11 protein-coding genes are annotated in these 19,855 nt (G+C 63.6%); 4 read left to right on the top strand and 7 right to left on the bottom strand.

Annotated elements, in window-relative coordinates; all coding sequences use genetic code 11:
* From JKG68_RS11400 to glgA, 7 genes are all read right to left on the bottom strand, one after another.
* A complete protein-coding gene (locus JKG68_RS11400) occupies positions 1-855 on the bottom strand; it encodes an urease accessory protein UreD (protein WP_202059376.1) in 855 nt (284 codons plus the stop codon).
* Positions 830-1,525 (bottom strand): urea ABC transporter ATP-binding subunit UrtE, encoded by a 696-nt coding sequence (gene urtE, locus JKG68_RS11395; RefSeq protein ID WP_202059374.1) that lies wholly within the window; start codon positions 1,523-1,525, stop codon positions 830-832. Before urtE ends, JKG68_RS11400 begins: the two co-directional genes overlap by 26 nt.
* 2 nt (positions 1,526-1,527) lie before the next feature.
* Positions 1,528-2,280 carry an urea ABC transporter ATP-binding protein UrtD gene (gene urtD, locus JKG68_RS11390; protein ID WP_202059372.1) on the bottom strand — a complete coding sequence of 251 codons (753 nt, stop codon included), beginning with the start codon at positions 2,278-2,280 and terminating at the stop codon, positions 1,528-1,530.
* 3 nt (positions 2,281-2,283) lie between these two features.
* A complete protein-coding gene (urtC, locus tag JKG68_RS11385) occupies positions 2,284-3,420 on the bottom strand; it encodes an urea ABC transporter permease subunit UrtC (RefSeq protein WP_202059370.1) in 1,137 nt (378 codons plus the stop codon).
* Complete coding sequence (gene urtB, locus JKG68_RS11380) at positions 3,417-5,006, bottom strand: urea ABC transporter permease subunit UrtB (protein ID WP_202059368.1); 1,590 nt, start codon at positions 5,004-5,006, stop codon at positions 3,417-3,419. Before urtB ends, urtC begins: the two co-directional genes overlap by 4 nt.
* A gap of 66 nt (positions 5,007-5,072) precedes the next feature.
* Complete coding sequence (gene urtA, locus JKG68_RS11375) at positions 5,073-6,329, bottom strand: urea ABC transporter substrate-binding protein (protein ID WP_246515348.1); 1,257 nt, start codon at positions 6,327-6,329, stop codon at positions 5,073-5,075.
* Positions 6,330-6,632: 303 nt separating this feature from the next.
* Positions 6,633-8,102: a glycogen synthase GlgA gene (gene glgA, locus JKG68_RS11370; RefSeq protein WP_246515346.1), complete on the bottom strand. Its 1,470-nt coding sequence runs from the start codon at positions 8,100-8,102 to the stop codon at positions 6,633-6,635.
* 367 nt (positions 8,103-8,469) lie between these two features.
* Between glgA and treZ the strand changes: the two genes are divergently transcribed.
* The 4 genes from treZ (at position 8,470) to glgX (ending at position 19,843) form a co-directional block, all read left to right on the top strand.
* Positions 8,470-10,290 carry a malto-oligosyltrehalose trehalohydrolase gene (treZ, locus tag JKG68_RS11365; RefSeq protein WP_202059366.1) on the top strand — a complete coding sequence of 607 codons (1,821 nt, stop codon included), beginning with the start codon at positions 8,470-8,472 and terminating at the stop codon, positions 10,288-10,290.
* Positions 10,287-15,134 (top strand): malto-oligosyltrehalose synthase, encoded by a 4,848-nt coding sequence (locus JKG68_RS11360; RefSeq protein ID WP_202059364.1) that lies wholly within the window; start codon positions 10,287-10,289, stop codon positions 15,132-15,134. The genes treZ and JKG68_RS11360 overlap by 4 nt, the downstream gene beginning before the upstream one ends.
* 155 nt (positions 15,135-15,289) lie before the next feature.
* The gene (gene glgB / locus JKG68_RS11355) at positions 15,290-17,554 is read left to right on the top strand and encodes a 1,4-alpha-glucan branching protein GlgB (protein ID WP_202059362.1); all 2,265 of its coding nucleotides are present in this window, start codon (positions 15,290-15,292) and stop codon (positions 17,552-17,554) included.
* Between the two features lie 81 nt (positions 17,555-17,635).
* Entirely contained in the window at positions 17,636-19,843 is a 2,208-nt protein-coding gene (gene glgX, locus JKG68_RS11350; protein WP_202059360.1) for a glycogen debranching protein GlgX, read from the top strand.
* Positions 19,844-19,855: the final 12 nt, after the last annotated feature.

Genomic DNA, 19,855 nt, shown 5'->3' with positions numbered 1-19,855 from the left:
CTAGCTGAGCCAGACACGAGGCAGGGGTTCGCCGCGAAAGGCGAGGAGGAACGGGAGGGCAGCAGCGCGCAAGGCGCCGATCGTCTCGGCACAGAAGCGCACGGCCAGAAGCCCGTTCCAGGCACTTGCAGCAGCATCGCAGCCGTTGCCGGATGGCAGATGCGCGCGCACAGGTTCGAGACGCGCTTCGGCATCCGGCGCTACATGGATCATCGTCGCGAGGGCGCGAGCCCCCTTTCCGACGCTTGGCTTCTGCAGCAGATCTGCGATCGGGCCATCGAGACGCAACGTGTCCGCATAGACGAGACGCTGCCCGCGCCTGATGCGCCAGCGATCCTCGAACAGGCCATGCGTGATATGCTCGCTTCGGGCCTCGCGTCCGAACACAACGGCCTCGAACAGGGTCAGGCTCGCATCCCCGGGCATGGACGCATCCAGCCGCCGCGCGAGCCGCGCCCTATCGAACAGGATCGTCTCCTGCGGCAGCCAATCGAGCCTCGCTCCAGCACCCAAGACCAGCCCGACGGAGAGCTCCGCCACGGGCCCGTCCGAGCGGTAGACCTTCTCGGCGGCAGGTGTCGTAACCGTCACGGAGGCGCCCGCCTGAGCCTCGATCTCCACAGAAAAGCGATCACCGCAGGCAATGCCTCCGGCCGTGTTGACGAGGACCCCGTCCAGCCCCCGCCCCTCGCCTTTCGGGAGCCTGATCCTCATGGATCCGCTCTCTTCGATCCGCATCGGGCGGGTGCGACCGTTCAACCCCGCTGCGCTGAAGGCAACGCGGCCGATGGCGCGCTGGCGCTCTGGAACGATAGATCCGGGGACGCCTTCAAAGGGCCAAGCGTTGACGTACATCGTCCCCCTCAAGCGCCGAGCGGTTGCCGTGCTGTACGATTTCGCCGCGCTCCATCACCACGAACCGGTCGGCCAGTTCGCGCGCAAAGTCGAAATACTGCTCGACCAGAAGGATCGCCATGCTCTTGCGTTCACGCAAGTAAGCGATGGCTCGGCCAATATCCTTGATGATGGATGGCTGAATGCCCTCGGTGGGCTCGTCGAGCACGAGAAGACGCGGGCGCGTCACGAGGGCGCGTCCGATGGCAAGCTGCTGCTGCTGCCCGCCCGACAGATCACCACCGCGCCGCCCCAGCATGGACTTCAGAACTGGAAAAAGCTCGAACACCTCGTCCGGTATTCTTCGCTCGCCGCGCCTCAAAGGTGCAAACCCGGTCTCCAGATTTTCCCGGACGGTCAGGAGCGGGAAGATCTCTCGCCCCTGAGGCACATAGGCGATCCCGAGCGCTGCTCGCTCGAAGGGTTTCAACCGTGCGATATCCTGGCCGTCGAACAGGATGCTGCCGCCGGAGATCGGCCTGTGTCCCGCAACTGCCCGCAGAAGAGATGTCTTGCCGACCCCGTTCCGCCCGAGCACGCATGTGACCTCGCCTGTCAATGCGGCCACGGAGACACCTCGCAGGGCCTGAGCCGCGCCGTAGTGTAGAGACAGGTTTTCGACCGAAAGCATCGTCATCGCCCCAGATAGACCTCAACCACGCGCTCGTTGGCGCTGACAGCATCGAGGGAACCCTCGGCGAGCACCGAGCCCTCATGAAGGCATGTCACTTTCACGCCGAGATCGCGCACGAAGGTCATGTCATGCTCCACCACAACAACCGACTGCGTTCTGGCGATATCCCGGAGAAGATCTGCCGTATCGGCTGTTTCCTGGTCCGTCATGCCTGCCGCCGGCTCGTCGATGAGCAGGAGCTTGGGCTGCTGGGCCAAGAGCATTCCGATCTCCAGCCACTGCTTTTGCCCGTGAGACAGCTCCCCGGCCTTTCGGTGCCGGGAACTCGTGAGGCGCACCCGCTCCAGAAGAGCGTCGACCCTCTCCCGCTCCTGCGCCGTGCGCCGCGAAAGCAGGGTTGCGAAGGGGGAGCGCTTCTCCTTCAAGGCCAGGAGCAGGTTGTCCTCGACGGAATGCATCTCGAATACGGTCGGCGTCTGGAATTTTCGCCCGATGCCGAGTTCGGCGATGGCGGCCTCATCGAGGGCGGTCAGATCATGCGAGCCTTCGAACAGGGCGATCCCTTCGTTGGGGCGCGTCTTGCCGGTGATCACGTCCATCATCGTGGTCTTGCCGGCTCCGTTCGGGCCGATGATGGCGCGCATCTCGGCATGGTCTATGGCAAGCGACAGGGCGTTCAACGCCCGAAATCCATCGAACGAAACGGAGACGTTGTCGAGGTAGAGCAGCGCTGGGGTTACAGGTGCTGTCATGGCTTACTCCGCCGCCTGTGCAGTGGCTTCAGGCACGCGGGCTGGCCGAAGCCGCCGGCCTGAACGCTCCCAGATATCCTTGGCAGCCCCGAGGATGCCGCGAGGCATGAGAAGCGTGACGAAGACGAAGAGACCGCCCAGTGCAAAGAGCCAGAACTCGGGCAGAACACCTGTGAACCATGTCTTGCCGGCGTTGACCACCAGCGCCCCGAGTATGGCGCCGGCCAAGGTTCCACGACCGCCAACGGCAACCCAGATCACCACTTCGATGGAGTTGGCAGGCGCGAACTCGCTCGGGTTGATGATGCCGACTTGCGGCACGTAGAGCGCACCCGCCACGCCGGCGAGCATGGCCGAGAGGGTGAAGACGGCCAGCTTGTAGTGCTCGACGCGGTAGCCGAGAAACCGGGTGCGGCTCTCGGCATCGCGCACCGCCACCAGCACCTTGCCGAATTTTGAGCTCACCACCCAGCGGCAGAGCAGATATCCGCCTGCAAGCGCCGCGACAGAGAGAACGAAGAGACCGATCCGGGTCGATGCAGCCTGAAGGGGGAAGCCCAGGATGTCCTTGAAATCGGTAAGTCCGTTGTTGCCGCCAAAGCCCATATCGTTGCGAAAGAAGGCCAGCATCAGCGCGAAGGTCATGGCTTGTGTGATGATGGAAAGATAGACGCCGGTGACCCGGGAGCGGAAAGCAAACCAGCCGAAGATGAACGCCAAAGCACCAGGCACGAGCAGCACCATGAGAGCCGCAAGGGGGAGCCAGTCGAAGCCGTGCCAAAACCAGGGCAGCTCCTTCCAGTTCAGGAACACCATGAAGTCCGGAAGGACCGGGTCGGAATAAACGCCGCGCGGCCCGATCTGACGCATGAGGTACATGCCCATGGCATAGCCCCCCAACGCAAAGAAGGCTCCGTGACCGAGAGAAAGGATGCCGCAGAAGCCCCAGATCAGGTCCACCGACAGCGCCAACAGGGCAAAGCAGATGTACTTGCCGAACAATGGCACCAGATGATCGGACACGTGGAGCACCGAGCCCGGCGCAGCAAGAATGTTCAAGGCGGGCACCAGGATGGCCACGGCGGCGAGCAGCGCCAGAACGACGATGCTTTGCCGGTCAAGCAGAGGTTGGTTCGTCATGCTTCGACCGCTCTTCCTTTCAGCGCGAAGAGCCCGCGCGGACGTCTTTGAATGAACAGGATGATCGCTACGAGGAGCAGGATCTTGCCCAGAACGGCGCCTGCATAGGGTTCAAGCAGTTTGTTGGCGATGCCAAGCGTCATGGCGCCCACCAGCGTGCCCCAGAGGTTTCCGACGCCGCCGAACACGACCACCATGAAGCTGTCGATGATGTAGCCCTGCCCGAGATTGGGGCTGACATTGTCGATCTGCGAGAGGGCGACGCCTGCGATGCCGGCGACACCAGACCCAAGTCCGAAGGCCAGTGCATCGATGCGGCTGGTGCGAATGCCCATGGAGCCTGCCATGCGCCGGTTTTGTGTAACGGCGCGGACATAGAGGCCAAGGGACGTATACCGCAGCACGCCAAGCAGGGCAGAGAAGACCAGAAAGGCGAAGACGACGATGGTGATGCGGTTATAGGTGAGGCTCAAGCCCGCGACGTCCAAAGCGCCGCTCATCCAGCCGGGCGTTCCCACCTCGCGGTTCGTAGGGCCGAAGATCGTGCGCACACCCTGCTGTAGAATGAGGGACAGACCCCAGGTCGCAAGCAAGGTCTCGAGAGGCCGCCCATACAGGAAGCGGATGACCGTGCGCTCGATGAGAATGCCGATTGCGCCTGCGACCAGGAAGGCGAGCGGCAGGGCAATGAAGAGCGAGGCTCCGAACAGGCCAGGAGCATGGGTGCGGATGAGTTCCTGCACCAGGAACGTCGTATAGGCGCCGATCATAACCATCTCGCCATGAGCCATGTTGATGACGCCCATCGTGCCAAAGGTGATGGCAAGTCCAATGGCGGCAAGCAGCAGAACCGAGCCCAGAGACAAGCCGTACCAGACGTTCTGGACTGCGTTCCACAGAGCAAGACGTGTACGTATGCCGTCTGCAGCCTTGCTGGCCGCCTCCGCGATGTCGGAAGGCGCGCCGGGCGGCAACGTGGTCAGCAGGGCCAATGCGTCCTGATCGCCACGGATGTGCAGGGTCTCGATCGCCGCCAGCCTCTCCGATGAGGATGCATCGGGCCTGCTGAGGAGAATGGCCGCGCGTGCACCCTCGAGGGCATCCCGCACGGCGACGGCGCTCTCCTGCGCGATAGCCTTCTCGAGAACAGGCAGCGCCGCCGCATCACGGGAGCGGAACACGGCACGAGCCGCCTCGAGGCGCGCTCCCGCATCGGGGCTGAGAAGGGTCATGCCGCCGAGGGCGGCCTCGATCGCGCGGCGGACACGGTTGTTGACCCGGACGGGCTTGAGGCCGGCGGCAGGCTCCACCGCACCGCCGGTCGCGGCATCGATGAGCCGGCCGGAAACGTCGCGGAGATAGACCCGGCCTGCCGCGACAAGAAGGCGTCCGTCACGCAGCGCCTCGACGACATTCAACGCAAGAGGGTGCCCGCTGCCCGCAACGCCGCTGACAGCCGCCTCGGTATCGGCATAGCTGTCGGCTGCAAACTTCGGCAGCGCATCTTCATAAGGCCCCGCCATGGCGGCGGATGCCATGCCGATCAGCAGGACAAAGGCCTGCAGGATGCTGCGCAAGCTGGTCATCAAATGAACTTCGAACAGAGGGATGTCGAGGGCGGCGGCAAGGCCGCCCTCTTCAGGTTCAGACGATCACGCGCCGCACTTCTTCGTGACGGTGTTGTAGTTGCCGCACTTGAGGTCCTTCCAGTCGGCAATCAGGTCCTTCGAGCCTTCGAGGTACTTGGACCAGGCCTCACCGGAAACGAGACCGTCCGTCTGCCAGACCGTATCGAACTGACCGTCTTCCTTGATCTCGCCGATGAGAACAGGTTTCGTGATGTGGTGATTGGGGAGCATCTTGGAAACGCCGCCCGTCAGGTTCGGAACCTCGATGCCGACGATGAAGTCGATCACCTGGTCGGGATCCGTGGTGCCGGCCTTCTCGACCGCCTTCACCCACATGTTGAAGCCGATGACGTGGGCTTCCATAGGATCGTTGGTGACGCGCTTCTCGTTCTTGGTGAAGGCCTTCCACTTGGCGATGAAGGCCTTGTTGTCAGGCGTCTCGACGGACTGGAAGTAGTTCCAAGCGGCCAGATGGCCGACGAGAGGCTTCGTGTCGATGCCGGCGAGTTCTTCCTCGCCCACGGAGAAGGCCACCACCGGGATCTCCGTCGCCTTCACGCCCTGGTTGGCGAGCTCCTTGTAAAAGGGGACGTTCGCGTCGCCATTGATGGTGGAAACGACAGCCGTTTTCTTGCCGGCGGAGCCGAACTTCTTGATGTCGGCAACAATGGTCTGCCAATCGGCATGGCCGAACGGCGTGTAGTTGATCAGGATGTCTTCGGACTTCACGCCCTGGGACTTCAGATAAGCCTCAAGAATCTTGTTGGTCGTGCGCGGATAGACATAGTCGGTGCCGGCAAGCACCCACCGCTCGACCTTCTCCTCCTTGGCGAGGTAGTCGACAGCCGGAATAGCCTGCTGGTTCGGCGCTGCGCCGGTGTAGAACACGTTCCGCTCGCTTTCCTCGCCTTCATATTGCACAGGGTAGAACAGGATGCTGTTGAGTTCCTTGAACACCGGCAGGACGGACTTGCGCGACACGGAGGTCCAGGCGCCGAACACGGCGGAGACCTTGTGCTGACCGATCAGCTCGCGTGCCTTCTCGGCAAAAAGGGGCCAATTGGAAGCCGGATCGACGACAACCGCCTCGAGCTTCTTGCCGAGCAAGCCGCCCTTCTTGTTCTGCTCGTCGATGAGCATCAGCATGACATCCTTCAGCGTGGTCTCGCTGATCGCCATGGTGCCGGACAGAGAGTGCAGAACGCCAACCTTGATCGTTTCCTGAGCCTGCGCGGATCCAGCCATCGCGCCTGAAACCAGCGCGGCGGATGCCAGCGCCATCAGGTTTCTGCGGGTCATCTTCAACATCGACATAGGTCCTCTCCCTTGGCTGCCCTGTTACAGGTGCAACGTCGGGTCATTAGGCAAGAACCGTGCCAGCGATGCTCTTGGACTGAATTCAGATCCTCCATGCAGTCGTGGATGCGGATGAACGAACAGGATCATAGCTGCGGTGCCTCAAAAAGCGGCACCGGCTCAAGAATAAGGCCGCAACACTCTATCGGTGCGGCCGAACATGCCAAAGCAAAAGGGCTGAACCCGGTTCAGCCCTTTTGATATCGTTAGCAGTTGTCGGATGTACCCTTATGCAGCAGCGGCCGCCTGCCGGGCCCGATCGTACACTTCCTGGTATCGGGAAGCGGACCTGTCCCACCCATGAGGTCTGTTCATCGCAGCGCGTCGCATGGTCGTCAGCCGGGAACTGGAACGGAACGTATCCAGTCCTCTTCTGATGGCATCCATGAAGCGGTTCAGCGACGGCTCACCGAAGAGGAAGCCGTTGACGCCATCCTCGATCGTATCGGCAAGGCCGCCTGTCTTGTGAGCAATCGGCAGGGAGCCGAACCTTTGCGCGTACATCTGGCTGAGACCGCAGGGCTCGAAGCGCGAGGGCATGAGCAGAAAATCACTGCCTGCATACATGCGGCGAGCATCTCCTTCGTCGTAGCCGATCTTCACGCCCACGGATCCAGGATGGCGCTGTGCCAGTGACTGCAACTCGGCCTCGAACCGCGGCTCCCCCTGTCCGATGACGGCAATCTGTCCGCCCTGGGATACGATGGTCTCCGCAGCCGAGATTGCGAGATCGACCCCCTTCTGGTGCACCAAGCGCGAGACGACCGCAAAGAGCGGTCCGGTCGACAGGGCAAGACCGAAATTCTCGCGCACGTTGTTGGCGTTGGCGCGCTTGCCCCGGCAATTCTCGGCCGAGAACGGGCTTACCAGGTAAGGATCCGTGCTCGGATCCCAGCTCTCGTCGATGCCGTTGATGATGCCGTCGAGGCGCCCCTCATCGGCACAGGTCCTGAGAAGCCCATCGAGGCCGCAGCCGAATTCGGGCCGGGTGATCTCCCTCGCATAGGTGGAGCTCACCGTCGTGATGTGGGAGGAGTAGAAGATGCCTGCCTTCAGGAAGGAGAGCTTGCCGTAGAACTCGACGCCATTGATCTGAAAGGCGTTGTCGGGAATGCCCAGATACGACAATCGATTGCGGTCGAAGAGCCCCTGGTAGGCAAGGTTGTGAATGGTCAGGATCGTAGGAATATGCTGCCCGCGCCATGCAAGATAGGCGGACGCGAGACCGGACGGCCAATCATTGAGGTGCAGCAGGTCGGCGCGCCAGAGCGGATCGCCGGCCCCGGACGCAATGTCGGCCGCGGCCAAGCCAAGGCGAGCGAACCGGACATCGTTGTCGCTCCAGTCGACGCCGAAGCTGTCCACATAGGGTGAACCGTCCCGGTCGTAGAGTTCGGGGCAGAGGAGAACATATACGGTCAAGCCATCCTGCGTCGTGCCACGACCCAAGCCGCAGGCAGGAATACCGAAGGATGCAGGCAAGCGGGCAATTTCCTCCACATCGCCAATCTGCGAAAGAACTTGACGGTAACCCGGTATCAGAATGCGCACGTCGTAGTGATGACGCAGGGCGCGCGGCAGAGCTGCCGACACCTCGCCGAGCCCACCCGCCTTGATGTAATCGGCGATCTCGGATGTGACGAAAAGAATGGATTGGCGTCGTTTAACGGAAATGGAAGGTTGCGAACCGCTTTGCAGTTCGGCATGCGCATGCGTCGGGAAAGCCTTGCCGGCTTCCAGTTGAAATGATTCCACGATTTTAGCTCAGCGGCGCGATCCCCACCGACCCCCCGCGCCATAGGCAGTCGGGCGTTTAACGCAGTGACCCTGGGGAAGGTTCCGACGAAAAACGACAAAATTTCTAGCTAACCCGAAATGGGTAGAGGATCGCGTTTTAAGGTCTTCTGAGCAGCCAGCTTAGCAGTTGTCGGGGGACCATGCCGGACCGCCTTGCAAAGCGTTTCTGGAAAGCCGCTCCAGAAACTTGGCTGTTTTTTTGAAAGCGCGCCGGAACATTGCTCCATGATCCTCGTTCGCAAGTGCTTTCCCTGCTTTTGGAGATCCGATGCGGCGAGTTCACGCCATGCCCTTTGGGGCTGAGACAACCCCCGAAGGCGTCCGCTTTGCCCTATGGGCGCCCACGGCCCGCGAGGTGCGTCTCGTCCTTGACGCTGATGAACAGGCGCTCACCGCCGATCAGGACGGGTGGTATCGCCACGTCTCGGCTGAGGCTCATCCCGGGAGCCGCTACGGCTACCGCATCGACGGCAGCCTCGTCGTGCCCGATCCTGCCTCCCGGTTCCAGCCGGACGACGTGCACGGCCTCAGTCTCGTCGTGGAACCGCAATCCTACGAATGGTCGGACACCACCTGGGCCGGCAGGCCCTGGGAGGAAACCGTCCTCTACGAGGTTCATGTGGGAACCGCCACGCCGGAGGGCACCTATTCGGGCTTGATGAACAAGCTCGAGGCCCTGCGGGACCTCGGCATCACGGCCATCGAGCTTATGCCGATCGCCGAGTTCCCGGGCCGGCGCAACTGGGGTTATGACGGCGTTCTGCCCTATGCGCCGGATGCCGCCTATGGCACGCCCGAGGATCTGAAGCGCCTCGTCGAGCGCGCCCACGCGCTTGGGATCATGATCTTTCTCGATGTGGTCTACAATCACTTCGGGCCGTCAGGAAACTATCTCCACGCCTACGCCAAGACATTTTTCACGGAGCGCCACCCGACGCCCTGGGGGGCCGGGATCAACGTGGATGGCGAGGGCAGCCGCGCGGTGCGCGACTTCTTCTTCCACAATGCCCTTTATTGGCTCGAGGAATATCATATCGACGGTTTGCGCTTCGATGCCGTTCACGCCATCAGCGACGACAGCCATCCGCATTTCATCGAGGAACTGGCGACCCGTATCCGGCAGGAGATCCCCAACCGCCACGTTCATCTCGTGCTCGAAAACGAAGCCAACCAGGCTCGGTGGCTCGGCCGGGAAGCCGACAGGCGGCCCAGGCTCCACACGGCGCAATGGGCGGACGACATTCACAACTCCTGGCACGCCCTTCTCACCGGCGAGAACGAGGGCTACTACGAGGATTATGCGAACCGGCCGCTCCACCATCTCGGGCGGGCGCTGGCGGAAGGCTTCGCCTATCAGGGCGATCCGTCGCCGCACAAGGACGGCGTCATCCGCGGCGAGCCATCGGGCCATCTGCCGCCCACGGCCTTCGTGTCTTTTCTCCAGAACCACGATCAGGTGGGCAATCGCGCGTTCGGCGAGCGCCTGTCGCAGCTGATACCGCCTGAGCGCCTGGCCCTCGCCCAGGGGATTTTTCTTCTCTCTCCCCATATTCCGCTGCTCTTCATGGGAGAGGAGTGGGCGGCTTCGGCGCCGTTCCAGTTCTTCGTGGATTTCGAGAACGACCCGGACCTCGCCAAAGCGGTCCGGGACGGTCGCCGGGGCGAGTTCAAGCGCTTCAAGGCGTTCACGGATCCGGAGATGTCCCAGCGCATCCCCGACCCGACCGATCGAGCAACCTTCGAGTGCTCCAGGATCGACTGGTCGGAGACCATGCGTGCTCCGCACCAAGATATTCACCAGCAAACCCGGGCGCTGCTCGCACTGCGGCAATCGGAGATCGTCCCCCTGCTCAGGGGCGACTATCGCGGCTCTCGTTATAAAGTTTCGCCGGAAAACACCCTGGACGTCACCTGGACCTTTGCCGATGGCGCTCTCCGCCTTCTTGCAAATTTCGGCAGCGGCCCCATGAACGAGAGCACCGACGAGGCTTCTCGCGTGCTGTGGTCGAGCCCCGGGCTCGCCCGGTCGACAACGGATCTCCAACTTCCACCCTGGTCAGGGGTCATTCTGAAAGGAACATCGGCATGAGCAAGCTGAACGCTCTGCTGGAGCGGATGGCCGCAATTGTCGGTATTTCTTCAGACTACACCGATGCGTTTGGAAACAGTGTCCAAACCACGGCAGAGACACGAGTGGCCCTTCTCACTGCGCTGGGCCTCGATGTCTCGTCGGAGCGTGCAGCACAGGAGAGCCTTGCGCGCCTGGAACGCCTGAAGGCCGGCGTCATCCCGGCCGTGATCCCGGTCGAAGCGGGAAAGCCGGCGAAGCTCCGCCTGCGCGGGTCGCCCGGACAGCTGGCCTGGACGCTCACCGAGGAAGGCGGCCAAGTCCGTGAAGGACGCCTGCCCAAGGGTGCGGGCACCCTGGACATTCCTGCCCTGCCCATGGGCTATCACCATTTCCGGCTCGGCGACCTGGAGGCAACGGTTATCGCTGCGCCCGACCAGTGCTGGGCGCCTGAATCTCTGGGGCAGGACACGCGCCTGTGGGGAGCCACGGCCCAGATCTACTCTTTACGTTCCGAACAGGACCTTGGGATCGGCGACTACTCCGACGTGGCGCTGACGGCCGAAAGTGTCGCCAGCTTCGGCGGCGCCTTCCTGGGCCTCAGCCCCGTCCATGCTCTCTTTGCGGCTGACAGGACGAAGATCTCGCCCTACTCCCCATCCTCCCGGCTGTTTCTCGAATCGATCTATATCGACCCGACAGCGATGGAGGGCTTCGCCGAAAGCGGTGCCGCGCAGCTTCTCGAAGCATCCGACGTTCAGGAGCGTCTTGCCCGGTTGCGAAGCGCGCCTTTGATCGACTACGCGGAAGCCTGGGCCGTCAAGCGCCCCCTTCTCGACGCCCTGTGGAGCCACTTCCAGAGATCCGGCAACCGCTCCGCCTTCGAGGCTTTCCGGCAAGCGGGTGGCAGTTCACTGGAAGCTCATGCCACATTCGAAGCGCTCTCCGAGCATTTTCGCGGCGAGGGACTCTTCTGGACCGGCGAATGGCCCGAGGCCATCCGTTCGGTGCATTCGGACGAGGTGAAACGGTTCCGCTCGGACAAGGCCGAGCGCGTCGCGTTCCATGCCTGGCTGCAATGGCTGGCTGATCGCCAACTCGGTCAGGCCGCCGAGCGGGCCCGGGCCGCGGGCCTGCCGATCGGACTCTACCGGGATCTTGCGGTGGGTGCGGACGGGGGCGGATCGGAGATCTGGGCGACCCCGGATCGCTATGCCCCGAAGCTCAACATCGGTGCGCCTCCCGATCCGCTCGGACCGCAGGGTCAGGATTGGGGCCTGCCGCCCTTCAACCCTCTCACCCTGGAAGAGCAAGGCCTCGCGGCCTTCCGCGATCTGGTTTCGGCCAACATGCGCCATGCGGGCGCAATCCGCATCGATCATGCGTTCCAGCTCCAGCGCCTCTTCCTGATCCCCTCCGGGGCGCCGGCATCGCAGGGCGCTTATGTGGATTATCCCTTCGAGGCCATGCTGGCGGTCCTGCGGGTCGAGAGCCACCGTGCCAATTGCCTTGTCATTGCGGAAGACCTCGGCACCGCGCCGGAGGGCTTCTCGGACGCCATCATGGAGTCCGGCGTTCTCAGCTACCGGGTCCTGCCTTTCGAGCGCGAGGGATCGGCTTTCAAGACGCCGGAGCAATATCCCCGCTCGGCTCTTGCGGTCATCACCACCCACGACCTGCCGACCTTGATCGGCTGGTGGCGCGGTCTCGATATCGACCTGCGCCAGACGCTTGGAATCTTCGATCCCAAGACCGCCGGCAACGAACGGGTGTCGCGCGCCGCCGACAAGCGGCACCTTGCCGAGGCTCTGGCCCGCCAGGGCCTTCTTCCGTCCGCCGACGTCCCGGACGAAGCCCCCGTGGAGGCGACCGTCCGTTACCTCGCCCGCACCTCCTCCGTGCTGACGGCCCTGCAGATCGAGGACGCGTCCGGCGAGTTGAACCAACCCAACATGCCCGGCATGGATGTGGGCCACCCCAACTGGCGCCGCCGTCTCACGAACACCGTCGAGTCCATCGCGGCGCCCGGCAGCCTGCTGTCGAAGCTTGCCGTGGCGCTGACCGAGGAAGGGCGGGATGCCCGCTCGCGCCGCAGCGCGCTCGCGGCCCCTCCTCCCCGCGCCACGTACCGGCTGCAGTTCCACAAGGACTTCACCTTCGACGACGCCGTGAAGATCGTGCCCTATCTGGCGAAGCTCGGCATCAGCCATGTCTATTCCTCGCCCATCCAGACCGCGGCTCCCGGCTCCACCCACGGCTATGACATCGTCGATCATTCGGCCATCAACCCGGAGCTCGGCGGCGAGGAAGGCTTCCGGCGGCTGTCGGAGGCCATAAGGGAGCAGGGTCTCAAGCTCCTGCTCGATATCGTCCCCAACCACATGGGCGTGGGCGGCCAGGCCAATGGCTGGTGGCTCTCCGTGCTCGAATGGGGACGGCTCTCGCCGGTGGCCGAGGCCTTCGACATCGATTGGGAGCGGCCTGGAGCCGATGGCAAGCTCATCGTGCCGTCCCTGGGCGGCCTATACGGCGAGGTTCTCGAGCGGGGCGAACTCCAGCTGAAGTTCGACCCCGATGAGGGAAGCTTCAGCGTCTGGCATTGGGAGCACCGCTTCCCGATCTGCCCGACCACCTATCCGGTCGTGCTCGATCATGCCCTTGCAGGGCTCAACGATGCCGCCAAGGCCGGAGAGATCCGCACGCTCGCGGAACGCCTGAGGGCCATGGCCGGGCAGGCCTCCGTCCCCAGCGGCCTGCCGCAAGAGGCGGAGGAGTTGAAGCGCCGGCTGGCCGAGGCCGCAGCCGCCACGCCGGCCCTGCGCAAGGCCATCGACAATGCCGTCACGGCCATCAACGGCAAGCCGGATCAGCCGGAGAGCTTCAACACCCTGCACCGGCTCCTGGAGGCGCAGGCCTATCGGCTCTCGTACTGGCGGGTGGCATCGAGCGACATCAACTACCGCCGCTTCTTCGACATCAACACCCTGGCGGGGATGCGGGTCGAGATTCCGGAGATCTTCGAGCGGACGCACGACCTCATCGTGCGCCTCGTGGACGAGGGCCTGATCCATGGCCTTCGGATCGACCACATCGACGGCCTCGCGGACCCCGAGGGCTATGCCCGCGCTCTTCAGGGGAAGGTGGGACCCGGCTTCTATGTTGTGGTCGAGAAGATCCTGGAGCCCGGGGAGGAGCTTCGCCCCTGGCCCGTCGCCGGAACGTCGGGCTACGACGTGCTCAACATCATCGACGGCGTGCTGGTGGACAACAAGGCCGGCGATGCGCTCGAGCGCCTCTACCGCGAGGCATCGGGCCTTGCCGGCTCCTATGAGCAGCTACTTGAGCAGGCCAAGGTCGAGATCACGGAGAAGAACTTCGCGAGCGAGCTCGAGGTTCTGGTGTCGGACATCAAAACGATTGCCGATGCCGGGCGCCGCACCCGCGACTACACCGCCTTCGCCCTGCGCCGGGCGCTGGTGGAGATCATCGCCGCCTTCCCGGTCTACCGCAGCTATCTCGGCGAGGGCGAACCGGCGCCTGAGGACGTGCGCCTGATCGAGGAGACGATCCAGGCGGCCAAGGGGTCCAGCGCCCTGCCCGACCGAACGGTGCATGACTTCATCGCCGCGGCTCTTCTCGGCCGGGTTCAAGCCAACGATGCAGGCGACATCCGCCGCTTCCGTCGCCGCTTCCAGCAACTCACGGGTCCGGTCATGGCCAAGAGCCTGGAGGATACCTTGTTCTACCGCTACGGGCGCCTGATCGCGCTCAACGAGGTGGGCGGCGATCCAGGCCATTTCGGCCTCGCGCCGGATGCGTTCCATCGCCTGAATGCGGATCGCGCCCGCAACTGGCCGCATGCGATGATCGCCACGGCCACCCATGACACCAAGCGCGGCGAGGATGCGCGCGCCCGCCTGCTCGCATTGTCGGAGAGGCCGGAGGAGTGGGCCAAAGCCCTCGACCTTTGGCGCGAGACCGCCGCCCCTCACCTTACCCGGGTGAACGATGCGCCGGCTCCCGACAGCAACGATCAGGTGATCCTGCTCCAAGCGCTCCTGGGCGCTTGGCCGCTGGAACTGCTGGAAGCAACCGACGGCAAGCAGCTTGCCTCCTTCCGGGAACGCATGGAGGGCTACCTTACGAAGGCCCTACGCGAGGCCAAGCGGCATACGAGCTGGGTCGATCCGAACGAGCAGTATGAGGCTGCCGCTCTCAAGCTGCTCCAGGCGGCGCTCGATCCAAAGGGCTCCTTCCTGGAGCGCTTCCGGCCCCTCGCGCGGCGCCTCTCGGCGCTCGGCATGCTGAACGGCCTGTCGCGCACCGTTCTCAAGATGACCCTGCCTGGCGTGCCCGATATCTATCAGGGCACGGAGTTCTGGGACTTCTCGCTGGTCGATCCCGACAACCGGCGGCCGGTGGACTACAAGGGACGCGCCAAGGCCCTGGAGCGGAATGCGCCTCTCGATGACCTGATGGAGAGTTGGAGCGACGGCCGCGTCAAGCAGCGCATTCTCTCGACCCTGCTTCACGACCGCGGCCGATCCCCTGCCCTTTACGGCGAGGGAGACTACCGTCCCCTGGCGGCGGAGGGAGCCCGCTCGTCCCATGTTCTGGGCTTCGTGAGGGAACGGGGCACGGACGCCCTTGCGGTGGTGGTCCCCCGCCTTTGGGCCAGCCTGACGAATGGAGACGATCCGTCCGTGAACGCCGACATCTGGGGCGATACGACGATTGCCCTCCCCGAGGGCAGATGGCGTAACGTGATAACAGGAAGCGAGGTCGAAATCGGCAGGAGCCGGACGGGGATCGGCGATCTCATCGGGCCTGTGCCGTTTGCCGTTCTGAGACGGCTCGGGACATGAGGGGTCCGCATTAACAAAGCGATCCGAATCCCTCCTGATCGGGATCTCTCCGTCTGGTCTGAGCCATCGCCTGCACCATAATGAAGAACTCCTGAAAGAGACTGCAGCGCCTGCCCGGGGGATGCCGCCCCGGGCGCGGCTATGGGACAAATCGCATGAAGGGGGACGTCAAATTGGCTGAGCACCGCGAGGGACCGCAGAGCGCATCCACGCGCCCGGCTGAACCGCGATCGGTTGCGGAGATCGTCAACACGGGCGATCCCTTCTCGGTCCTTGGCCCCCACGAGACCTCGCCGGGCAACTGGGAGGTTCGCGCGATCCTGCCGGACGCCGAGGCGGCGGCGGTGCTGGACCGCGATGGGCAAACGGTTCTCGCCGCCATGAGCATGAGACTTCCCGACGGCTTCTTCGTCGGCTCGTTCAGCGCGCCCGGCCGGCCCGATTACCGGCTTCGGGTCGAGCGCAATGGCACCACGGAGATCCGGCACGACCCCTACAGCTTCGGCACTTTTCTCACCGACGACGATCTCGTGCATATCGGCGAGCCGACGAGCGATGCGGTCTACACGAAGCTCGGCGCCCATCATCTGGATCTGGGCGGCATTCAAGGCTTTCTGTTCACCGTCTGGGCTCCCAACGCCCGCCGGGTCAGCGTGGTCGGAGACTTCAACGGATGGGACGGGCGACGCCACCCCATGCGGCGGCGGCACGAGGGCGGCATCTGGGAGCTGTTCATCCCCGACGTAACGCGGGACCAACGCTACAAATTCGAGGTGATCGGCCTTCACGGCAACCTGCTCGCGCTGAAGGCCGACCCGATTGCCTTCGCGGCGGAGCATCCGCCTGCGACCGCCTCCATTCTCAAAGGGACACCTGACTTCGAATGGCAGGATAGCGCCTGGATGGAGGCGCGGGCGGCGCAGAACCACCGCAAGGCGCCCATGTCGATCTACGAGTGCCATCTCGGTTCATGGGCGCGCGTGCCGGAGGAAGGCAACCGCTATCTCACCTACCGCGAACTCGCCGTTAGGCTCATTCCCTACGTGAAGAATCTCGGCTTCACGCATATCGAGCTCCTGCCGATCACCGAATTCCCGTTCGACGGATCCTGGGGCTATCAGCCCATCTCTCTTTATGCGCCCACGAGCCGCTTCGGCACGCCGGAGGATTTCGCGGCCTTCGTGGAGGCGGCCCATGCCGCCGGGATCGGCATCATCCTCGATTGGGTGCCGGCGCATTTTCCGAACGACCCGCACGGGTTGTCGTTCTTCGACGGCACGCATCTTTACGAGCATGCCGACCCGCGCCTGGGCTTCCACCAGGACTGGGGCACCTACATCTACAATTACGAGCGCAAGGAGGTGGCGAGCTTCCTCGTGGCGAATGCCCGCTTCTGGCTGGAGCGCTACCATCTCGACGGGCTGCGGGTCGATGCGGTCGCCTCCATGCTCTACCTCGACTACTCGCGGAAAGCTGGGGAGTGGATTCCCAACCGCTACGGCGGCAACGAGAATCTCGGCGCCATCGACTTCCTGCGCAAGATGAACGAGGTCGCCTATGCGACCTCGCCGGGGGCCGTCACCATCGCGGAGGAGTCGACCGCGTGGCCGGGCGTCTCCCAGCCGACCTATACGGGCGGATTGGGCTTCGGCTTCAAGTGGAACATGGGCTGGATGCACGACACCTTGCGCTACATCAGCAAGGACCCGGTCTTCCGGCGCCATCATCACCACGACCTGACCTTCGGTCTGCTCTACGCCTTTTCGGAAAACTTCATCCTGCCCCTGAGCCATGACGAGGTCGTGCACGGCAAGGGTTCGCTCATCGGCAAGATGCCCGGTGATCAGTGGCAGCGCTTTGCCAATCTGCGCGCCTATTACGGCTTCATGTGGGGCCATCCCGGCAAGAAGCTTCTGTTCATGGGCTGCGAGATCGCGCAGGAGCGCGAATGGAACCATGACGGAAGCCTCGACTGGCACCTCCTGGAGGATCCTTACTACAAGGGCGTCCAGACGCTCATCGGCGATCTCAACCACGCCTACAGCTCCATCCCCGCCCTGCACGAGCGAGACTGCGACGCGAAGGGTTTCGAGTGGATCGTGTCCGACGATCGCGACAACAGCGTCATCGCATGGATGCGGCGCGGCGATGCCGAGAACTCTGTTGCGATCGTTGTGTCCAACTTCACGCCGGTGCCTCGCGAGGGATACCGCATCGGCGTCCCGTTGCCGGGCTTCTACCGGGAAGCGGTCAATACGGACGCGGCCCAGTATGCAGGCAGCAATATGGGCAACATGGGCGGCGTGACGGCCGACAGGACGGCAAGCCATGGCCGCCCGTGTTCTCTCACGCTCACGATCCCGCCGCTCGCAACGCTTATTCTCGTTCTGGAACAGGACGCGTCTGAGACTAACATATAGTACCGCTTGCGAGGGACTTCCTGACAAGTTGCGCGTTGGTGGAGTCAAGGCTCCTCCACCGTTTCCTTCCCGAGATCCGCGATGAACGACAAAGTCGATACCCGTCAAATTCCAGCTGCTGAAATCGTCGCTCCGCAAATCATGCGCCGGTCGCGTGTGCGGGAAGGAATGCCCTATCCCCTCGGAGCAACCTGGGATGGGCTAGGCGTCAACTTCGCCCTTTTCTCCGCCAATGCCACGAAGGTCGAGCTGTGCCTGTTCGACATCGACGGCAAGCAGGAGCTGGAGCGCATCGAGCTGCCCGAATACACCGACGAGGTCTGGCACGGATACCTTCCGGATGCTCGCCCCGGCACGACCTACGGCTATCGCGTCTACGGCCCTTACGAGCCCACGGCCGGGCACCGGTTCAATCCCAACAAGCTTCTGCTCGATCCTTACGCCAAGCAGCTCATCGGCGAGCTGACATGGAATCCGGCGCTGTTCGGCTACACGATCGGTTCGCCCGATGCGGACCTGTCGTTCGACAAGCGGGACAGCGCGCGCTTCATCCCCAAATGCCGTGTTGTCGAATCCGCCTTCACCTGGGCGCGCCACCGCCGGCCACAGGTGCCGTGGGAGCGCTCGGTGATCTACGAGACCCACCTGCGCGGCTTCACCATGAAGCACCCGGCGGTGCCGAAGGAGTTGCGCGGCACCTTCTCGGGCCTCATGCAGCATGAGGTGATCGACTACATCAAGAATCTCGGCGTCACGGCCGTCGAGCTGCTGCCGATCCATGCTTTCGTGGACGACAGCTATCTGATCGACAAGGGCCTGCGGAACTACTGGGGCTACAACAGCATCAGCTTCTTCGCGCCCCAGCAGCGCTATCTCGCAACGCCCTTCGTGAACGAAGTGAAGGAGATGGTAAGCCATCTTCACGATGCGGGAATCGAGGTCATCCTGGATGTGGTCTACAACCACACGGCAGAGGGCAACGAGCTCGGACCGACGCTGTCCTTCAAGGGCATCGACAACGCGTCCTATTATCGTCTCGCGCCGGACCGGCGCTACTACATCAACGACACCGGCACCGGAAACACGGTCAACTTGAGCCATTCGCGCGTGCTGCAGATGGTCACCGACAGCTTGCGCTACTGGGCGCAGGAAGTACATGTGGACGGCTTCCGGTTCGATCTTGCCACCATCCTGGGCCGCGAGCCGCACGGGTTCGAGGAGGATGGGCGCTTCCTGGATGCCTGCCGCCAGGACCCGATGCTGAGCCAGGTCAAGCTCATCGCGGAGCCTTGGGACTGCGGCCCGGGCGGGTACCAGGTCGGACGCTTCTCGCCCGGATGGGCGGAGTGGAACGACCGCTACCGCGACACCGTGCGCGCCTACTGGAAGGGCGAGGACGGCAAGCTGCCGGAGCTGGCCTCCCGCATCACCGCCTCGGCCGACATCTTCAACAAGCGCGGGCGCAGGCCATGGGCCTCGGTGAACTTCGTCACCGCCCATGACGGCTTCACGCTCAACGATCTCGTCTCCTACAACGACAAGCACAACGAGGCGAACGGCGAGGACAACAAGGACGGGCACAACGACAACCTGTCCTGGAACCATGGCGTCGAAGGTCCGACCGACGATCCGGACATCCGCTCCCTGCGCCTGCGCCAGATCCGCAACATGCTCGCGACGCTGCTGTTCTCGCAAGGCACGCCCATGCTGCTCGCAGGCGACGAGTTCGCGCGCACGCAGCAGGGCAACAACAATGCCTATGCCCAGGACAACGAGATCTCCTGGATCAACTGGGAGGACATCGACGAGGACGGCCTCGAGCTTCTCGAGTTCACGCGCAAGCTCATCCAGCTGCGCCAGAACCTGCCCATCCTGCGGCGCGGACGTTTCCTCAGCGGAGTCTACAACGAGGAGCTCGACGTCAAGGACGTGACCTGGCTCACGCCCTCCGGGGACGAGATGACCCCGGAGCACTGGGAGGATCCGAACGCCCGCTGCATGAGCGTTCTTCTGGACGGACGTGCGCAGCCGACCGGCATACGCCGGCGCGGCACGGACGTGACCCTGCTCCTCATCCTGAACGCCCACCATGACGTGGTGAAATGCACGTTGCCGGAGGTGATCGGCGGCGAGGCATGGATGTGCCACATCGATACCAATCAGCCGGATCTGGAAGCGCCGACGGAGTTCCGGTTCGGCAAGGAATACACCGTGACGGCCCATTCCCTGCTGCTGTTCCAGCTCAAGCCCGTGAAGCAGCAGAGGCCGGAAAAGAGGAGAAGCGCCTGATCGGGCGCTTCC

The organism is Microvirga aerilata (genome assembly GCF_016743775.1).
Classification (GTDB): domain Bacteria; phylum Pseudomonadota; class Alphaproteobacteria; order Rhizobiales; family Beijerinckiaceae; genus Microvirga; species Microvirga aerilata.
This window is presented reverse-complemented; position numbering and strand designations above follow the sequence as displayed.